We start from the raw sequence: 20,018 nt of genomic DNA on the forward strand, positions 1-20,018 counted from the left end.
TTTTTCAGCAAAGCCAACCGCAATTTTAGGCAAACACACAACAACCTACAAAGCGCGGATGGCAAACTACTGGGCGATCGCCATTGGTATCAATCAATATCAGATATTTCAACCTTTACTTTGCGCTCAGGCCGATGCTGAGGCGCTCAAGGAATTTTTGGTTCAACAGGCGGGTTTTGTCCCTCAACGCTCCCTGCTGATGACGGATACGTCGCCACCAATCGGCGATAGATCGACTTATCCCACAAAAGAAAATATTTTGTTGTTGCTAGAAGATTTAGCAGCAGCTTGTTGGCAACCACAAGACCATCTGTGGTTCTTTTTTAGTGGTTATGGGCTGAATCACAACGGCAGAGATTATTTAATGCCTGTGGAGGGTGATGCCAAACTGGTAGAAGATACTGGTATTGAAGTGCGATCGCTGATGCAAAGTTTGCAGATAGCTAACCTAAATGTATTGCTGCTATTTGATATCAACCGCGCTTCTGGGACTCAAGGCGACACACCCGTTGGCAAAGAAATTATTGAATTAGCCGAGGAACTACAACTGGCAACAATTTTGTCCTGTCAACCAGACCAATTTTCTCAAGAAAGTAGGGAATTAGGTCACGGATTATTTACAGGCGCACTGTTATCAGCTTTGCGTTCTGGTTATGGTGGTAATTTGACGGAACTGGAACAACACTTAAGTATTCTCACGCCAGAATTATCTCAGCATTACTGGCGACCTACACAAAATCCTGTAGCCGTAATTCCTGTGGATGAGCAGGTAATTTTACCGCCAGTCGAGACAACAACTAGTCTACAAGTGGAAACTAGTTTCGCTGTACCCAGTACATTAGAACCGGCGGAAACAGAACCAATTATTTTCTCGGAAGAAAACTTTGCTGTGGCGCTGGCGGCTCCTCCCTTGGGAGAAACTGCTGATATTTCTCCCAAGCCACCCAGAATCGGTATTTGGGGAAACAATCAACGCTCTGAAACTACTGTTAATGGCAAATCGCCACCATCATCAATTCTCACACTTGATGAACAGCGATCGCCTGCCACAAATACTGACTTTACCCAGCCATCTCCCGCACTCACAGTTGATGAAGAAACAGCAGGTGGACGGTTTATTCCCAATGCGCCCCAACCTTATATTTCTCGACTACCTGAGAATCAAGTAGAAACCTCATTGTGGCGACAGTTTGTATTGTGGGGTGGGGGTACGATGCTGGTTGTGACGCTGATTTCAGTGATTCTGCTGCGTCATCAGATGAAGGTTTTACGAGCTAAGGAAGCATCAACTACCATCACAAGTGATTCACAAATTCCCAAAAATCCTTCCCTTCCCGTCTCCCCACTCAATCGCTCACCAAACCAATCGACAGCACAAATCGCCCCCATTTCTGAGTCAAAAACTCGCAATCAAGCGGTATTAGACCTAGCAAAAATGTCTCTGAGACAAACTCAAGCTAGTGATCTCAGTTTAGCGATCGCTACGGCGAAGAAAATTAAACCCGGTGAACCCTTATACGAACAAGCTCAGGAAAATATTAAAATTTGGAGTAGCATGATCCTCGATTTAGCAGAAGGTCGTGCTAAACAAAAACTATATGCTAATGCGATCGCTGCTGCTAAACTCATCTCTCCCGATCAACCCCTTTATCCTAAAGCCCAAGCAGCGATCAACCAATGGCGGATTGAAGCCAAACAATTTTTAGCAAATAAAACTCTCTTAGATGCCGCTAATGCCCTGATTAAACCAGGACAAGCCTCCACTTATAATCGGGCCATTGAAGTTGCTAAGAGAGTACCCCAAGGTCAACCCGGTTTTGATTTAGCACAACAATCTATTAATAAATGGAGTGAAAAAATCTTGGATCTAGCCAAGAATCGCGCTGATCAAGGAGATTTCCCAGCAGCAATTGCCACCGCTACTCTAGTCCCAGAGGTGACAGCTGTTTATGAAGATGCTCAAGAAGCTATCCAAAAATGGCGAGAGAGAAAATGAGGGAATAGGGAATAGGCAATAAGGCAATAGGGAAGAGTCAAGAGTCAATAGTCAATAGTCAATAGTCATTATTCTTATCTCACTGTCCCCGTCCGCGTCCCCTTGTCCCCCCGTCCCCTCACTCCCTCACTCCCTCACTCCCTCACTCCTTTTTCTCATTAACAATACTGGCTGACATCTTCGCCGCATTCATCTGCGAGATAGCACAATGCTCGAAAACGGAGGCTCACCACTTCTTCATATAAGGGGTTGAGTTTGCACATTGGCGGGATGTATAGCAGGGTTTTGTTGAATAATTTGATGTCGCGCTCGAAGGGACATTGGGCGGGGATCATTTGACATAGGCGATGAGCTAATTGGCGATCGCTTACTTGAATATTGTCTATCCATCGCCTCAGAGGTTTGAAAATATCCCAGCGTGAATGAGAATTAGTATTTTGTAACTGGGTTGGATGAGGTTTACCAACTTCTGCCTGATTTATCCAGACCCAGCTTGCAATTAAAAGCTTTTTTGTGGTATTATCAAATACCTTCATGATTATTCCTCTTTGTTGATGAGGGTATTCACCTTTACGATGAACTTATACAGTGTGACGGCTACCTTTTCTGGACAAATCTCATCCTGACTGCTGTATATGGTCAAAATTGGGTAGCCACTGAAGTCAGGACATAATTTATAACTACGTCAAGTTAATCGCACTTTCTCTGAAAATGGTAGTGTAGCCATTAGATTTTGTTCATAACTTGACACAGTTTAAATTTTAATGAAGACATCTATCTTTGGGTAGAATAAACCATAATATTTACAAAACTTAACTCAAAACTTGAGCTAAAAGGATTGACAAATCGCCGAATATTCCCAATTTTCTAGGAAGATAAGCGAAAATCATTCAGGAGTGCTGAGTGAGGGAGTGAGGGAGTGCTGACCAATGACTAATGACCATTGACTATTGACCAATGACCAAAGTGCTAATTTATGGCGTGTTGGGGATAACCTACTTGGGGTTGGCTTTGGGGTATATTCCTGGCTTACGGATGAACCGCGCCACTATTGCCTTAGTCGGGTCTGGATTTTTAATTGCTTTAGGCGTATTGAATTTGCAGGAAGCATGGAGGGCGATAGATGCTAACACCATTGTGTTTTTGTTGAGCATGATGGTAGTAAACGCCAATCTCGCCTATGCTGGTTTTTTCCGGAAGGCTCTATCGCTGTTGTTGAGTTTAACTCGTAGTCCATTAGGCTTGTTGATTGCCTTAACTTTTGGCAGTGGGATTTTATCTGCTGTGTTTCTCAATGACACTTTGGCATTGGTGTTTACGCCTTTGACTTTAAGTTTGGCTCAGGCTTTGGGCTTAAATCCTATTCCCTATTTACTAGCGATCGCCGGAGCAACTAACATAGGTTCGGTGGCTACCTTAAGCGGAAATCCTCAAAATATCTTGATAGGTTCCTTTTCGGGGATCGCTTATTTAGATTTTTTGGGTAGGTTGGCTCCTATTGCGATCGCAGGCTTGGTTGTGCAGGTAGGATTACTGTGGCTACTATATCCACAAGTTCGTTCAGTCAAACCTTGCCAAGTCATCCCTACAAATAATCAGCGAATATTTAAACCCTTATTTCGGAAATCATTAGTCATCACAACTGGTTTGCTGATTACCTTTGCTGTCGGTTTACCTTTAGCCGAATCAGCTTTAGTTGCGGCTAGCTTGTTGCTAATTACCAGAAGAATTAAACCACAGCGAATTTTGCAGCAGGTAGACTGGAACCTGTTAGTCATGTTTTCCGGGCTATTCATTTTGACAAAAGCCACCCAAAAATTGAACTTGCTCTCCCCATTTACCCACGCCATCAACTCTGCTGCTAGTTTTTTGGGTGTGACAGTAGTTTTGTCTAACTTAATTTCCAATGTGCCGGCGGTGCTGTTATTACATCCGCTAATTTCCCCAGGTGATACTAAATCTTGGTTGTTGCTAGCAGTCGGCTCAACTCTAGCAGGAAATCTCACATTGTTTGGTTCCGTTGCCAACTTGATAGTTGTAGAAGCTGCGGCTGATTTGGGTTACAAGCTGACTTTTTTGGAGCATTTGCGTTTTGGGATACCGATTACCTTGTGTACTTTAATCATCAGCTATTGGTGGATTCAGTGAAATTAGAGTATATATAGGAATCCGATTTGATTACTGAACAGACTTGTTTAGGTAGGTAACAGGTAACAGGTGACAGGTAACAGGTGATAGAAAAGAAGGAAATTAGAGGTATACTGGCTTTTTTGTGTAAGCACAGGCTACGCCAACAAAAATCAAATATGAGTCCTATAAACTACAATGTACTACTGGCCTCGTCCTGGTTTACAATCTGCAAAACCCAACGCCTCAGAGTCAAGAAAACTTGCAATTGCCATCTCAACTACAGCTTCGATTGGATATTCAATTTCAGCAGCACGCGCAATTAAAGCTGTACGAATTCGCTCAGGCAATCTTCCTAAAATCACGTCAGCATCCGCACTTGTAAGTTGCTCTTGAAGTTTAGCCTGCATAAATTTAAATCTCCGTTGGGATTTGAACGTTATAAGGTGGTTCGGTGGCTCTGAGAATGATGGAGACATCGACCGAATTTAATTCTGCGTCGCCCGAAATCCTTGTAGAGACGTTGCACTGCAACGTCTCTACATTCATTGATTTGTCCAAATTTGGATGGTTTTATCTTTACTGGCACTGACTATGATACGTTTTTCTGAGTTGGTAGCGATCGCTAAAATCCAGTCTGTATGGCCAGTGAGAGTTTGCAGCAATTTGCCGGTTTGGATATTCCACACTTTCACACTATTGTCAAGACTGCCACTGATGAGAGTTTTTCCATCTAGTCCCAAAGCTAAAGTCACTACTCTGGAAGTATGTCCACGGAGAGTGTGAAGGACTTCGCCTGTACGCACTTGCCAAATTTTTATAGTCTGATCCCAACTAGCGCTGGCGAGCATCTGTCCGTCACGGCTGAAAATTACCGATCTGACAGCATCTTGATATTGTGCTAAGGTGCGGAGGCGATCGCCTGTATACAACCCCCATATTTTGATGGTTTTGTCAATACCACCAGTGGCAAAAGTTTCGCCATCAGGACTCATTGCTACCGAAAAGACTCGACCTTCGTGTCCCTTAATTGTGCGGAGGAGTTGGCCTGTAGGAAAGTTCCAGATGTTGATAGTACCATCTTCATGACCACTGACTAAGGTTTGTCCATCAGGGCTAATAGCCACTGACCAGACAGGACTAGCATGATGGCTGAGAGTCCGCTTCAGCTTCAAGGTCTGAAAATCCCAAATTTTAATCGTCTTGTCGCCACTCCCACTGATTAATGTCTGGCCATCGTGACTAAGAGCCATCGCTCTAACGACATCTCTATGTCCTCTGAGTGTAGAAATTACTTCACCAGTATCTAGATTCCAAACCTTAATCGTTTTATCTGTACTTCCACTGACAACAGTTTTGCCATCGTTACTAAAAATAACAGACCACACAGCATCAGTATGACCAATTAAAGTGTGACTCAACCTAAGATTTTGGGATTGTGAAGCGGGATTTTGCCCGGAGTTAGGGATTGTATTTGGTTGGTTCTGAGGTGCGAAAGGTTTGACTTGGAGAAAATACTGAACTCCTAATAGCACAGTTATCAAAGAAGTTATACTGATGATGATCCCCAGCATCACAGTCAAATTCTTAGATGTGGGAACAATAGCTTGGCGATAATCTTGGGAGCGAATTTTCTCTAACAGTATCTGTTGATAATCTTCTACTGACTGGACGACTAGGGGAAAATCTTGGGTAAATGAGGGAATGTTTTCTGGTTGAATGATGATGGTGTGCTGGATGAATTCATAGGGATAGGTTCCACCCAATCCTACTGGTGTTGATGTTTTCGGTTTAATGACAGATAGTAAATTCCTATCGGCAATCAACGTATCTTGTATTTTTTCTTCAACAGTAAAGACAAACAGATTGAGCAATTTTCTTTGCTGAAGGGAATGCTGACTTTGCTCAATTATCTCGCTGGGAATCTTCACCCCATTCTGGGCGGGTTGGTAACTCCATAAATCTGGAACAACCAAGCTGTCGATAGCATCGGGAATATTGTGTCTGTCTATCAGCCTGACTGGCCCTGTACATAGACAGATGAGAATATTTTCTAGGTGGCTGGGTTGTAGTTTGCCTGCTAGATAATAACAGATGAAGTAAGGAACATCACTGCGACCAAAATCATCTAACCCATCGTTGTATAACCAGCCAAATAAGGTATGTTCTAAGGTTACTTGATGGAGATAGGCAGCTCGATAGCCAGGACTAGGAGGGTTATAAGAATCCCAATATTGATAAACCACCTTTTCGAGAAAGGTTTGCTGAATTTCCGTGGGGATGTGTGGACTGGCGACAGTTCTAAATCCCACGAAAGGAAAACTAGTATGTATAAGTTGACCTAAGCGCAGAGGGGTCATACTAATTTAGAAAACCCTATCGGGTATTAGTTAGCTGGTTGAGTAGGGTTTGGTGCTGGTATTGGGACTTGTCGAGGGACGGGGTTAGATAGGTTGAAGGCAAAGAAAAATGAAGCGATCGCTCCGAGTAAACCAACACCAAGCAAAGATATGATGAGGATATATTTGCGCGTTTCGGTTGATTCTTTCTTCTTGGTAGGTAAATCTTGACTGGATTTACTAGCCAAAACTTGTTCTGATGGTGCATCTACAGAATCATTGAGTCGTGATAACAACCACAGTAATGGATTGGCTGCACCACTAGGACTGAGACTGGGGACACCTGCTACAGAAATGATAGGAATAGCGGAATAGAAGGTTTGATAAGCAGCTTTCACAGTATCAAGGTAGGTGAGCAGTGGTTGCAAGTCTTGCTCAATTTTTTGCTTGGTGGCTGGATTGAGTTCTAGCAGATCGCACTTGGTTAAAATCAGTGCAAAGGCATATTGTATATTATACATATATCCCACGGAGGCGATCGCTGCTACTTGGTTAAAAATGTCCTCAAGTAAGCGTGGGTAATTTTTATCGTGGATCAGAGCATGGGCATTAATAAATACACAGCAACCGTTAGAATTGAGGATCATTTCTTGAAAGTCGAGATTGTGAACGTTACAAGCCTCGCCAGGAACGTCCCACCAACGAAAATGGCATATTGTTTTCACGCCTTCAAGACTTTGACGTTTCAAACTGAAGTTAAAGTTAGTAATTTTAATGGTGGCAGGTGGATATGAACCAGTCCGAGCAATATGATTTTTAATCTTGTCCAGATTTGCTTGCACATCACTATCTTGACAATCAAACCAAAACTTTTGTGGATTACCTGAGTGATTATCAGGATGTAGTTCTGCGTGGCTACCAGCCAGAAAGACTGTTTTGCCTACACCTCGCTGACCAATACTTAATAAGCTAAAGGTTTTTGTGGCAGTTGCAGGTAATAAGTTCATATCATCACTTTTCTGGAATAATTCTTTGATAATTTGGGTTATTGCGGCAATGCTAGATAGTTGGTAAAGTAGACAAACTCCCAAGAGTCTTAGTCTAGGTTTTTCATAAAAATAGCCTGAAAAAACGTCTATTGTAAAAGCATTTCATAAGTTATCAGTAATTACACAGATATTTAATGAATTGTATATCAAAATAAGTCCACTGGGAACGAGATCAGGCTCGTCTAGCCATTTTCATGACAGCAATTGATGACTTAATCGGCAGTTTTGAGATTAATGCCTAAAACATCTCAATACAAAACTATCCTATGGGATATGTCACTCTACTTTGATGATTTTTGATTTACTCCATGTACTTAGTGAAATACATGAGAATCTGATTTGATTCCTGAAATTATACGTAAGTGTTTGGCAGAACAAAGGGTGTAGGGGTGTAAACAGTGAACAGTGAACGTTTACTAACTGGTAACTGATAACTGTTAACTGGTAACTGATTTGGTAGGGGTGTGTGATGGCATCAGCTTAAAGCACAGCAAATCATTGCGGTGCATCAGGACTAAACTCAAACTATCTGCTAATTTAAAAACTTGCCAAAATGGCAACCCAAGTAAAAATAACTAAGTTAGATTTATCAAAGATAAATGACTGCCGAGGTGATTTTACCAAAAATTACTGAGTTGGTCATATTTTCAATGAACAATGGAAAAGTCAGGGAAAAGATAACTCTTGTGAAAAAAATTAACAATCAAACATGACATTTGCTGCAACAGGAATCATCAATTTGTATGGGCGTTGTCGTTTACCTGCACATTCAGCCCCCTAAATTAATGACAACGGCTGTACACATTCCTGAACGCTACAGTAGCAAATGGCAGAGTGGGAGATCAAAGCGCTTGGTATGCTTACTCCCACTCTTTTTTTATGAGTGATGAGTGCTGAGTAAAGAGTGAGGGAGTGGGGGAGTGAGGGAGTGAGGGAGTGAGGGGTGTAAACAGTGAACAGTGAACAGTAAACAGTGAACAGTGAACGTTTATTAACTGGTAACTGATAACTGTTAACTGGTAACTGATTTGGCAGGGAGTGAGGGAGTGAGGGAATAAGAATTGCTAATGACTATTGACTATTGACTATTGACTATTGACCATTGACTATTGACCATTGACCAATGACTATGAAACAAACAGATGTAGTTGTAATTGGTAGCGGAATTGGTGGGTTGAGTTGTGCGAGTGTTTTGGCTCGTTACGGTTTTGATGTGATAGTTTGCGAAAGTCATGTTATTCCTGGTGGGGCGGCGCACGCTTTTGAACGTGAAGGATTTAAGTTTGACTCAGGGCCTTCGCTGTACTCTGGCTTGTCTGACAGTCCTTCTGTTAATCCCTTGCGACAAGTGCTAGATATCATTGGTGTAGATTTACTGTGGGTTACTTATGAAACTTGGGGTTGTCGTCTACCAGAGGGTGATTTTGACACATCTGTAGGTGCAGAACAATTTTGTCAGGTATTAGAGAGACTACGGGGAAAAGATGCAGTAGCAGAATGGCGAAAACTGCAACAAGTGATGACACCATTAGCACAAGCAGCGATCGCTCTTCCCCCAGCTGCGCTACGCTGGGATATAGGTGTAGCTTTAACTATTGGACGATTTGCTCCTGCTTTAGCTAGACACTCAACTAATTTCTTCAAATTAACAGGGTCTTTCTCTCCTATCATGGATGGTGTTGTTAGTGACCCATTTATTAGCAACTGGTTAAACTTGCTGTGTTTTCTCCTTTCTGGACTCCCAGCATCAGGAACCAATGCTGCCGAGATGGCATTTATGTTTGCTGATTGGTACAGGCCAGGTGTAGCTTTAGATTATCCTGTTGGTGGTAGTGGTGCTTTAGTCAATGCCTTAGTAGAAGGACTAGAAAAACATGGTGGTGAGTTACTTCTCGGCGCTCATGTTGAGCGAGTATTGGTAGAAAGCAACAAAGCCGTGGGTGTATGTCTGCGTGATGGCAGAGAAATCAGGGCGCGGCGAGCAGTTGTCTCCAATGCTTCTGTGTGGGATACTCTCAAGTTATTACCAGATGAGACATTACCACAAAAATTTCGTCACCAACGCCAAGCCACACCGGAGTGTGATAGCTTTATGCACCTCCATCTGGGTATTAATGCTCAAGGATTACCAGCAGATTTGCCTTGTCATCATATAGTAGTTAATGATTGGCAAAAGGGAGTGACAACACCGCAAAATGTTGTCCTCATCTCAATTCCTTCAATTCTTGACTCCTCCCTTGCACCACCAGGTAAGCACGTGATTCACGTCTACACCCCTGGCAACGAGCCGTATAATTTATGGCAAGGGCTGGACAGAAAAAGTCAAGAATATGAACAACAAAAGCGATCGCGTGCAGAGGTGATGTGGCAAGCTTTAGAAAGAATTATTCCTGATATTCGCTCTCGTTGCGAAATTACCCTCGTCGGCACACCCCTTACTCATGAACGTTTTTTACGTCGTCATCGCGGTTCTTACGGCCCGGCAATTTCTGCCGCATCTGGCTTATTCCCAGGACATCGCACACCCCTACCAGGATTATTTTGCTGTGGTGACTCCACATTTCCCGGTATTGGTTTACCCGCCGTCGCCGCTAGTGGGATGATTGTTGCTAATACTCTTGCATCTGTGAGTCAGCATTTAGCCATGCTTGAGGAGATTGGTTTATAGTAGAGACGTTGCAATGCAACGTCTCTACATAATTACGGCTTTCTGGCAATAATTGTCCGATGACGGGGGTCGCTGGGGACTGTGACTGGTGGTGCGAAACCTACTGCTTGTAAGGCTGCTTCGATATCAAAATTGTAGTAATCATCACTCCAAGGCTCAGTACTTTTCATGAGAGTGAACAGAACTGGGGGCAAATTTTGGATGACAGGCGATCGCGGGTTATTATCAACTAAGGCAATATAACCACCAGTCCGTAATAACCTTTTCGCCTCCAAGAAGATTTCTTTGCTGACATAGCCAGGGAGTTCATGAGTCACAAACTGAAGCGTTACCAAATCAAATGAGTTATCTAATAATCTGGTGTTTTCTCCCCTAGCATGAAGCCATTCGGAGATTTCACTGTTAACATCTCTCGTCTTAGCGACAGCCAGCATATAGGGAGATAAATCTAACCCCACCGTCCTGACTCGATACCTTTCTTTGCTTTGATAATAACGGTGCAGTGCCAAAGTAGAGACACCAACAGAACAACCAATATCTAAAATATCCCTAACTGGCTGAGGTGCGTATGCTTCTAACGCATCATGAAACGTGCCTCTGAGCCTAGCATGGGCAGCTTCCCAAGTGAGATTTTCTTGTGGCCATACCCGCAACGCCATCGAGTATGTCGCTGATTCCGCCTCAAAAGCCGCTTCCCAGCACAAATTCCCCTCAGAGTACGCATGGAAGGGGACTTTGTAGTAGTCAGGATAGACAACATGAGGATTTGTCACCGCCTCTAGCAGTTGTTTTGCTGGTGATGCTTGGAGTATTTCCAAGTTTTTCCGCCAGGGAACACCGTTTTTCTCGGCTGTTTTGATGAGAACTTGCCTAGCTTGGTGTTTCATCACCCCGTAAATGGGTTTGTTTTGAATTAACAAATTGACAAAATTGGAGAGTAAACTGTCACCAGCCCAGTCCGGCTTGCGCTTGTTGTTCATCAGTTTGAATATTGAGGCGATAACTGCAACTATCTATATTGTAGAGTTTTAGTGGCATATAGAGATATTAATTCTGGCGATCGCTTGGGTGCATCCCAGCGTGCATCGGTGTAGGCGTTGTGGGGTAAGTTGTTAGGCATTTAAGTTGCCTTGTAGCTGTTGAAGATAAGCTGAGAAACCTTGTTGATATTTATTTCAGAGTTTGCACCCCAGGATATCCCAGAATTTTTGCGTCAGCCGTGAGTAGCGGACACCCGTCAATTCTTGCAGTGGCTACAATAACTTGATCAAATGGATCTTTGTGAAAGCCTTTAAGTTTGGTTGATTCAACGATGATGGGTATTGTTAGTTCAAGTAGCTGTACTCCTGGGTAAGCTAAAGCTTCTGTAAACCACTCATCAACTGAATATGGGAGAGTTAGCTTACCAATCTCTACTAGTTTGGCTATTTCCCAACAAGACATTATGCTAACCCCTAACCCTTGGGATTCATTTTGTTGCAGCCAGCCTTGATATTTTGGGGTTAGTTTTGCATCACCTTGAACCCACCAAACCCATATATGAGTATCTAATACAATCATTGCAAGGCTTCCCAATCTTCCAGAGGGACAGCAGGTTCAAAAGGATCATCATAACGATATGGTTGTTTGCCACGCAAGGGATACGGATTAGCTTTTGGTGGATGAGTATGACTTTCTAGAATGATAATTTCAACAGCTTCCCCAGCGTGAAAGGGTAAGTCTTTGATGACTAAAGTTCCGTCTTCGGTTAATGTTGTTTCAATTCGATGTGCTTTCATAGTCACTCTGTTGGTTTTAAATCTCATCAATAAGCAAACGGTTTCATCTGCTGTAAGAGGATGTTGGAAAAGTATTATTGTTAACATCAAAATCTTAAAAACCTAACCCCCCTAGCCCCCCTTCCCTACGAGGGAATAGGGGTTTCAAAGCCTCTCTCCGTTTCGGGGAGAGGGTTGGAGAGGGGTTACTAGTATACTTTTCGACTTTTCAAACAACCTTTAAACTTTACTTGTGTGTAAGTTGATTATCTAATTGTAATTCACATTGTTTAAACACATAGTTAACTGCTGCAAATAGCTGCTCTAAGTCTTGAATTGTATAGAAGGTTTTATTTTGTGTAAAAATATCTAAATTTAGTTTGCCAAATTGCCACATGGCTCCATTAGTAACAATTCCAAAGAGAATATTTTCAGGTTCATTGTTAATTTTTTGTACTGCTAACATTTCGGCTAAACATTGACCCCATCCTTCTGTAAAGTCGCCTTCTTTTTTGGCTTCAACTAACACAAAATATGGTTTATCAAAGACTACTGTCCCTAAAGGGGAACGCTTTGCTAATATATAATCAGGAATACCACACAAATTCTGATCATAAATTAGTGTTTGATGACTCCAAATTAAAAATTTACTCCGATAAGCTTTCCAAATCTCTTTTAATACCGGATAAATCATATTTTCACAAATAGCAATTTCGGAATTATCAAATACACCTTCATTAAAAATGAGATTTATTTCTTGGCGGAAAGTTTCACTGATGGGAAATTCCATCTCGACAATAAAATTTTCTCGAACATACTTTATTTGAAATTCTTTAGCAACTGTGCTAATACTCTTATAATTACTAAACGGCATTTTCATCTCTCCTTATTTGTGCAATAAATGAGAAAATGGCTGTATCTGTCTTAAAGCTTCCTCACGCCAGCTATGATCATTTTCTCCTTCTTCTAGAGTAAACAACTTTTCTCGACAAAGAATTTGCAATAACAGTGGATGATATTGGCTTTGAGTTAAAATCCATTCCACATCCTCATCAGGAAAAAGTATTGGCGAACTCGCTATTAATTCTCGTGCTTCTGTTTCAGTGAATGCTTCTAGAAATGCGGTGTAGCCGAAAATATTGAAAAATGGGGAATTGTGTCCTGTATGATGGGCTAAATCAATTGGTGATTCGAGAGTTGATAAAATAAAGGCGAGATTTCCTCGTGTCTGGTTAGTAGCTAAAGACCGCAAGCTGTCGCAAAAGGTATCATTTAACTCTGAACAATTATGTAAACCAACACCAATTTCATCTAATAATATGATGGTAGGAGAAAGTAAGTTTTCACTAACTATATCCATGAAATAATCTAAATTGCAAGGTGTTGGGACTTTGAGGTTTAGAGATTTAAGAATGTGTGTTAATAGTCCTTCTAGGCTGTGCATTCGTACATCTTGAAAGTCTACGAATACCCATTTGTAAGTTTCTGGATGAGGTAGCCAATCAGATTTTTGGTTTGGACGCAGTTGTTCTGATGGAGTGGTGGTGATGTTTTTTAAGTAATGCAGTAGGGAGGTTTTACCACTGCGCTTTTTCCCAATGATGGCGGCGTTTTGTAGGGGATGGCGTTTGAGGAGGTTAAACAGGCGTTTTAATTCTTTCTCGCGTCCAAAAAAGTAACGTGGTTGAGTAATGGGTGCGCCAGTTATAAATGGTGATGTTTCCCTATTAGTCTGCGGAGGTTGAGTTTCTGGTTGTTTGTAGGTGATTTCTTGCCAGTCTAGTCCTAGTTTTTCACAAATTACTAAAAAATATTCATAATCGATAGGTTTACCACCGAAGAAGTTTTTGACGGTGGATAATGAAGGATCTATATCTTCACAGAACTTTTGCAGGCTAGGATAGCCATGACGCTGAAGTGCTGACTTTACTTTATTAATATACTCTGGAGCTACCCGAAGCGATCGCGCCATCACTCCCCATCAAAGAACTACTGAGAGTATATCAGATTTTTATACCCAGAATACATAATCGGTAGTAATTGAGAGCATCAGCCACAATACAACCTAAACTCATCTATATTTCCCCAAACAATTAAAGATAAGTTGTCTAATTGTAAACTCTTGCTCAACCGAGTACTCAACCAGCCTCAACTTTTAATAGAGAAGTCAGCAGTTAAGGGTTAAAAAAATGAAACGGGTATTGGGAATCCTGCAAATTACTTTGTCACTGGCTGGGATGATGATGTGTGGTACAGTGACTTATGCTGCTATTAATATGGCGACTGGTCAATATAGAGTTGAGATAGCAGTCAATGATCAGGGACTCAAGATTAAGTCAGATATTGACAAGAGAGAATGTAAGATCAATGTCACTAATATTCAAGCACTGGAAGAGAAAGATTCTCAACAGAATTGGTTGAATTAAGTATCAGTTGGGGTGAGGAGTGAGTAACTTCTCACTTTTGACAGATCGAGCGATCGCCTACACTCACATTGCCATTATGCTGAAGATAGTTAGTGATGCGATCGCATCCTTGCTGCATCAAGTTATCTAAGTCTAAATTCCACAATCTTACCCCAGCGTCTTCACCACCACTGAGTAACACTTTACCGTCGGGACTAAAACTCAGGCTGTTAACTTTACCTGGATGTCCCAATAAAGTTTTGAGTAACGTTGCGTCTTGCGTATTCCACAACTTGATGGTATTGTCAGCACTACCAGAAGCGAGAATTTGCCCATCAGGACTAAAGCTGAGGCTAGTTACGCCGTCTGTATGTCCGTTGAGATTATTGATGAGTTTCCCGTCTGGTACTTGCCAGAGTTTGATGGTATTATCCCAACTAGCAGTAGCGAGAGTTTTGCTGTCTGGACTGAATTTTACGGAGGCGATCGCTAAACCATGTCCAGTTAAATTGTTCACTAATTTGCCGTCTACTTGCCAAATTTTTACTGTATCATCAGCGCTACCAGAGGCTAAAAATTTCCCATCAGAACTAAAACTCACACTTGTCACTTCATCACGATGTCCTGTCAGAGTGCGGATTAATTTACCGTCAGCTACACGCCATATTTTAATAGTCTTATCTACACTTCCAGAAGCAATAATTTGATTATCTGGACTGAAACTGATACTTGTAACTCTATCTTGATGTCCAGTTAAGGTTTGCATTAGCTGTTGAGTTTGGCTATTCCAGATTTTAATTGTCTTGTCAGCGCTGGCTGTGGCTAAGATTTTATGATCAGGACTAAAACTAACTGCCTCAATAATATCTTGATGTGCTGTAAATTTAATTAATGGTGATGCACTGATATTTGTTGCTTTTTGCCAGATAGTTACACTTCCATCCCAACTACCAGATAAAAAGTTTTGGTTGTTATTACTCCAACTCACAGTATTAACATTGTTTTGTAATGTTGATAAATTATTTACTTGCCATAGTCTAATAGTTTTGTCACTACTAGCAGAAGCCATCACTTTATTATCAGGACTAAAACTAATATCTCTAATTTGTTCATTATGTCCTTTAATGGTTGTGAGTAACTTACCGTCTAATAGCCAGAGTTTAATAGTATTATCAGCACCAGCCGAAGCTAAAATTTTACCATTACCATTAAAATTAATACTGTTAACTTGTCCATTATGGGCATCTATACTTTGCAATAATTTCCCATCAATGTTCCAGAGCTTAATAGTTTTGTCACCACTGGCAGAAGCGATAATTTTACCATCTGGACTAAATTTAACGCGAGTAATTTGACCTTGGTGTGCTGTCAGAGTTTTGATTAATTTCCCATCTGCTGTTTGCCAAAGTTTTACGAGATTATCTTCGCCACCAGAAGCGATAATTTTACCATTTGGACTAAACACAACAGTATTGACCCAACCATTGTGAGCATTCACAGAATTAATTAAACTGCCATCAATGCGCCATAATTTTATGGTCTTGTCTAAACTAGATGAAACAATTATCTGAATATCTGGACTGAAAGCAACGCTAGTTACAATATCTGTATGTCCAATGATGGTTTTAATTAAGTTTATCTGATGAGTAGTTTTATCTAAGCTGAGTTTATTTAAACTATATATTTTAATACTATTGTCAGCACTAGCCGCCGCTAGATATTTGCCATTTGGACTAAAATTAATAGCTGTGATTCTTTGTTTGTTTCCAGTAATAGTCTCTATCAATTGACCATTGAGATTCCAGATTTTGATTGTATTATCATCACTAGCAGAGGCTAAAATTTTCCCATCGGGACTAAAACTCACAGCGTTGACTTGTTGCGTATGACCTTGCAGACGATTAATTTCCTGAGTATTAGCAATAGCTTGTTGAAAAGTTGCTGCCGTTGTGGTTTGTATATCTTGTGGTGGTAAAACAATTTGTTTGAGTTCTCGTCTAGCTTTCACACTAGCAATCACTGATTCCAACTGTTGATTAGATAAGAGAAAAGCCTCAGAAGAAGCATTTAACGCGGAAATTTCGCGCAACTGAGCAGAGCGTTTTTGCAAATAAGCTAAACCACCAAAACCACTAGCCGCAATTCCTAAAACACTCATAATAACTACAGCCCTTTGAGCTTGACGGAGGCGCTGTTTTTGTTCCAGTTGCTGTTGTTGTCTAGCGGCTAAACAAGCAGCGATAAAATTTTGAACATCTGAAGATAATTCATCAGTGTATTTGACATAAATTTCTTCAGCTTCCCCTAAACGCACACCTTGTAATAAAAAATCTCCTTGCTCGTCATGATGTTTCCATAGCGCTGCTGCTTGTTCAATTTGACGTTGCGATCGCAATCGACTACGATTTTCTTCTAACCACCAGCGTAACGTTGACCAATGGCGGATCAGGATTTCGTGAGCTACTTCTATAGTTACTGAGAGAGTGCTGAGTGCTGAGTGCTGAGTGCTGTTAGCGGAAGCGGGGCGTTTAGCCCGTGCTGTTAGCGGAAGCGGGGCGTTTAGCCCGTGCTGAGTGCTGAGTGGGGAGTGCTGAGTACTGAGTGCTGAGTCATTTTTCCCTATCCCCAGTCCCCTGTCCCCAGTCCTCTGTCCCCTGTCCCCTGTCCCCAGTCCCCAGTCCCCAGTCCCCAGTCCCCAGTCCCCCGTCTCCTCTAAATTCACCACAACTAACTTAGCCGTCGTCAGCGCTAAGAGGGTTTTTTCCACCAATTCATCGGGATATTTCTGCACCACTAACTCAGATTTGAAGACTCGCCGTCTGGTGTCTTCTGTTCCTTCACCTAACTGCGTCAGGGAGAGAAAAATCCAGCGAGCGCATTCTTGAGCTTGTTTGTCTAAGCTTTCGTAAACTTCTTGGGCTTTCCGTTCTAATGCTCCTTTAATTCCACCAATTTGCTGTTGATAGGCTGTTAAAGTTAACTCACCTGCTCGGCGATATTCCCATAATTGTTCTAGAACAAATTCCAACAGGGGTAAATCTCCCGCCGAGTGGTTTAACTCTTGTAATAAAATTTCCACTAAACCTGGCTCAACTTTTAAACCCACTTGTTCGGCTGGGTTGACGATGACACGGCGATAGTCATCATCACTCAAATTGGGTGGAACCAAAACGCTAGAATGTTGCAATAAACTAGCCAGTGCGGGAACTTCTAGACAAGGAGCGATGAAGTCTGCACGTAAAGTCACCACCAATTTAAACTTATCAGCAGCATATTCTAGCGCCCCCAACACCAGTTCTAAAAATCGCTGTCTATCTTCAATGGGTGCAAGAGTAAACAATTCTTCAAACTGATCTACCACCAATACTACCATCGGTTCCGGTCGGCTACGCAGCCAGTAGACAAAGCCTTCTACTCCCTGGTAGAGCATCGCTTCTAGGTGGAGATGGGGGGATGTGGACAAGTAATTATTGCTCCCCTGCTCCCCTGCTCCCCTGCTCCCCTGCTCCCTCGCCTCTCCTCCCAACTTCCGCGCCAAAGCTTCTAAAGGACGTGCGCCGGGGCGGATACTTTTAATTAGCCAAGAGTCGCTACTGGGTAATTGTTTACCGGTGCGGAGTTGAGCAATTAAGCCGGCTTGGACTACAGAAGATTTCCCGCTACCAGATGCACCGACTACGGCTAAGAATGATTTGTGGGCGAGGTGGGAAATTAACTGCTGAGTTAGAGATTCTCTACCATAGAAATATTGGGTATCTTCTTCACTAAAGGCTTTTAAACCGCGATAGGGGCAGATTTTTAAATCTAAGGCTACTGATTTTTGCTGGTTGCGTGTGCTGGTGGTGGCGGGGATGATTTCCATTACGCCTTGTGTACCAGAGAGCCAAATTTGTAGGGGTGGATATGGGGTAATTGGTGTCTGGGTGGCAAAATGAATTTGTAATTGGGTTATCCAAGCGGCGACTGATAAGCCATCAGGTGTGGACGTTGCTTTTAAGGTGGTGATGAGGGCTTGAGCAAAGAGTTCTGAGTGGCTTTTGGGACAAGCGGCGGCAATGATACACTGTCCTGTGTCTGAGCTGAGTTGCAAGTCTTCTACCCATTCTTGCACAGATACATTGTCTGTTCCCACTGGACAATCTAAGATGATGATTTGTTGAGTGACACCAGAACGCTGTAGCTGTTGTCGCAACCAGGAACGACTTAGGCAGATATCATCTAATAAAACTAGTGTTGCTTCGCCTGTGGGGGTTTCTTCTAGTCGTCCACGCAAATATAATAAAGCTGTTATTGATGCTTCAGTTTGATAGGGCTGTGGTTGATGGCTAGAACGTAAACATTCTTGAATGGTTTCTTTGATGTCTTGAGCAGTTGTAGTTGTCGAACGAGGCAAATATTCTAACTCAAAAGCACCAGCCCCAGCTAAGAGTTTACTAAAATCTAGTGCTGTCTGCGAGCCAATAATCCCATCAATAACTACTGCTTTTCTCGGTGGGAGAGATTGAGCGATCGCTGGTATTGTACCAAGAATTAGTTCCCCAATGCCTTCGACTATCCGTTTGGGGGTTTGCAAAGGATATTCACTATACAGTTCGGTATCACCTTTACCCCGTTTTTGCTGGTTAATTAATCTTAGTTGTTGATTAGTCTTATCTATATATTGTAGTGTTTGGTGATAAACATAACGGTATAAACTATCAGCCGAAATCATCCCTTGATGATCAGCCGCATCTCCACGTAAGCCCCGCATTAAATAATATGTAAATACCCCATGTCCCAGTTCGGGAAATTCCCATGATAATTGGTTTGTATCACAAGAAAGTAAAGCGTAAAAACCCTTACTTTTAGCAGCCCGTTGTTGTAAAACTTGCACCAATTGCGGTGTAGGATTCAACCCGCGCAGTGTCATTCCCCCACTATGACAAGCATCGAGCCAAACCAACTGATTTTGCACACCACTATTACTTAATAACTCTAATAATTCTTTAACAGCTAAACCTGTATTTTCTAAATTATCTTTTTGGGTATCCGCTAAACATAAATATGCTTGTTGCGTATTTGCTTGCAACATTCCATGACCAGAAAAATAAAATAGAATTGTATCGGTAGGTTGAGCAGTCTGAGATATTTGCTGTAAACTATGGCGAATATTAGTTAATATTGGTAATTCCCCAGCAAAATCATGATAAATATTGATTTCTTTTTGCAAAAATTGCTCTTGGGTAGCCCCCGCTAAAGCCTCTGCTAATACCTGACAATCAACCGCCGAGTAACGCAAACTAGCAAGTTGTTGATCCTGGTATTGGTTAACTCCCACCAGTAACAACCACAGTTTAGGTGTGATTGTTTTTTTAGTTTGATTTAAACTACTAGTAGCAACTGCGCGTGGCATTTTAGTTAAGTGTGATCAATTGAGTTGTTTTCAGAATAGCAATAGAGTCGCCTGGGATATTATTAAGTCTGTTGGAGCTTAAATATGCGTTAGCCAAAGCCTTTGGCGAAGCGATCCTCATATCTTGCAGGCGACTGGAAGTCGCGGCTACACAGGCAAAACCCGCCTGCGCGGGTTTCAAACCCTTGATTTTGTGTTAGTGCGCGTAGGCGGTGAGACCAGTCCTGTAGGCGGGTCTCCCGCCGTAGGGAACTGGCGAACCCGAAGGGACTTGGTTTGTATAGC

At 42.1% G+C, this 20,018-nt stretch carries 15 protein-coding genes; 4 read left to right on the forward strand and 11 right to left on the reverse strand.

The window, feature by feature from the left end:
* Positions 1-58 precede the first annotated feature (58 nt).
* Complete coding sequence (locus FD725_RS20395) at positions 59-1,996, forward strand: caspase family protein (RefSeq protein WP_179049831.1); 1,938 nt, start codon at positions 59-61, stop codon at positions 1,994-1,996.
* A gap of 158 nt (positions 1,997-2,154) precedes the next feature.
* Here FD725_RS20395 and FD725_RS20400 read toward each other — a convergent pair whose 3' ends face one another.
* Positions 2,155-2,532, reverse strand: coding sequence for a Mo-dependent nitrogenase C-terminal domain-containing protein (locus tag FD725_RS20400; RefSeq protein ID WP_179049832.1), 378 nt, complete (start codon positions 2,530-2,532; stop codon positions 2,155-2,157).
* Positions 2,533-2,953: 421 nt separating this feature from the next.
* Here FD725_RS20400 and FD725_RS20405 point away from each other — a divergent pair, with 421 nt between their 5' ends.
* Positions 2,954-4,144: an anion transporter gene (locus FD725_RS20405; RefSeq protein ID WP_179049833.1), complete on the forward strand. Its 1,191-nt coding sequence runs from the start codon at positions 2,954-2,956 to the stop codon at positions 4,142-4,144.
* Between the two features lie 182 nt (positions 4,145-4,326).
* Here the strand turns inward: FD725_RS20405 and FD725_RS20410 are convergent, their stop codons facing one another.
* Genes FD725_RS20410 through FD725_RS20420 form a run of 4 tightly spaced genes read right to left on the reverse strand, consistent with a single transcriptional unit; the run spans position 4,327 to position 7,469 of the window.
* Complete coding sequence (locus tag FD725_RS20410) at positions 4,327-4,533, reverse strand: hypothetical protein (RefSeq protein ID WP_179049834.1); 207 nt, start codon at positions 4,531-4,533, stop codon at positions 4,327-4,329.
* Positions 4,534-4,537: 4 nt separating this feature from the next.
* Positions 4,538-4,672 (reverse strand): hypothetical protein, encoded by a 135-nt coding sequence (locus tag FD725_RS32620; protein WP_256871673.1) that lies wholly within the window; start codon positions 4,670-4,672, stop codon positions 4,538-4,540.
* Positions 4,669-6,483 (reverse strand): WD40 repeat domain-containing protein, encoded by a 1,815-nt coding sequence (locus FD725_RS20415; RefSeq protein ID WP_179049835.1) that lies wholly within the window; start codon positions 6,481-6,483, stop codon positions 4,669-4,671. The genes FD725_RS32620 and FD725_RS20415 overlap by 4 nt, the downstream gene beginning before the upstream one ends.
* 26 nt (positions 6,484-6,509) lie before the next feature.
* Positions 6,510-7,469 (reverse strand): hypothetical protein, encoded by a 960-nt coding sequence (locus FD725_RS20420; protein WP_179049836.1) that lies wholly within the window; start codon positions 7,467-7,469, stop codon positions 6,510-6,512.
* A gap of 1,171 nt (positions 7,470-8,640) precedes the next feature.
* Between FD725_RS20420 and FD725_RS20425 the strand changes: the two genes are divergently transcribed.
* A complete protein-coding gene (locus FD725_RS20425) occupies positions 8,641-10,179 on the forward strand; it encodes an NAD(P)/FAD-dependent oxidoreductase (RefSeq protein WP_179051618.1) in 1,539 nt (512 codons plus the stop codon).
* 32 nt (positions 10,180-10,211) lie between these two features.
* Here FD725_RS20425 and FD725_RS20430 read toward each other — a convergent pair whose 3' ends face one another.
* The 5 genes from FD725_RS20430 to FD725_RS20450 all read right to left on the reverse strand — a co-directional run bounded on the left by FD725_RS20430 (position 10,212) and on the right by FD725_RS20450 (position 13,908).
* Positions 10,212-11,159, reverse strand: a complete 948-nt coding sequence (locus FD725_RS20430) for a class I SAM-dependent methyltransferase (protein WP_179049837.1) — start codon at positions 11,157-11,159, stop codon at positions 10,212-10,214.
* A 190-nt stretch (positions 11,160-11,349) separates the two neighbouring features.
* On the reverse strand, positions 11,350-11,739 hold the full coding sequence (locus tag FD725_RS20435) for a type II toxin-antitoxin system VapC family toxin (protein ID WP_179049838.1): 390 nt from the start codon (positions 11,737-11,739) through the stop codon (positions 11,350-11,352).
* Positions 11,736-11,957, reverse strand: coding sequence for a hypothetical protein (locus FD725_RS20440; protein WP_179049839.1), 222 nt, complete (start codon positions 11,955-11,957; stop codon positions 11,736-11,738). Before FD725_RS20440 ends, FD725_RS20435 begins: the two co-directional genes overlap by 4 nt.
* Before the next feature lie 226 nt (positions 11,958-12,183).
* Positions 12,184-12,810 (reverse strand): hypothetical protein, encoded by a 627-nt coding sequence (locus FD725_RS20445; RefSeq protein WP_179049840.1) that lies wholly within the window; start codon positions 12,808-12,810, stop codon positions 12,184-12,186.
* A gap of 12 nt (positions 12,811-12,822) precedes the next feature.
* Positions 12,823-13,908, reverse strand: coding sequence for an ATP-binding protein (locus FD725_RS20450; protein WP_179049841.1), 1,086 nt, complete (start codon positions 13,906-13,908; stop codon positions 12,823-12,825).
* A 217-nt stretch (positions 13,909-14,125) separates the two neighbouring features.
* On the opposite strand from FD725_RS20450, the gene FD725_RS20455 reads away from it, so the two are divergent.
* Entirely contained in the window at positions 14,126-14,362 is a 237-nt protein-coding gene (locus tag FD725_RS20455; RefSeq protein WP_179049842.1) for a hypothetical protein, read from the forward strand.
* Positions 14,363-14,393: 31 nt separating this feature from the next.
* Here FD725_RS20455 and FD725_RS20460 read toward each other — a convergent pair whose 3' ends face one another.
* Positions 14,394-19,733, reverse strand: coding sequence for a caspase family protein (locus FD725_RS20460; protein WP_179049843.1), 5,340 nt, complete (start codon positions 19,731-19,733; stop codon positions 14,394-14,396).
* Between the last annotated feature and the right edge of the window lie 285 nt (positions 19,734-20,018).

The sequence above is a fragment of the Nostoc sp. TCL26-01 genome (assembly GCF_013393945.1).
Lineage (GTDB): Bacteria > Cyanobacteriota > Cyanobacteriia > Cyanobacteriales > Nostocaceae > Trichormus.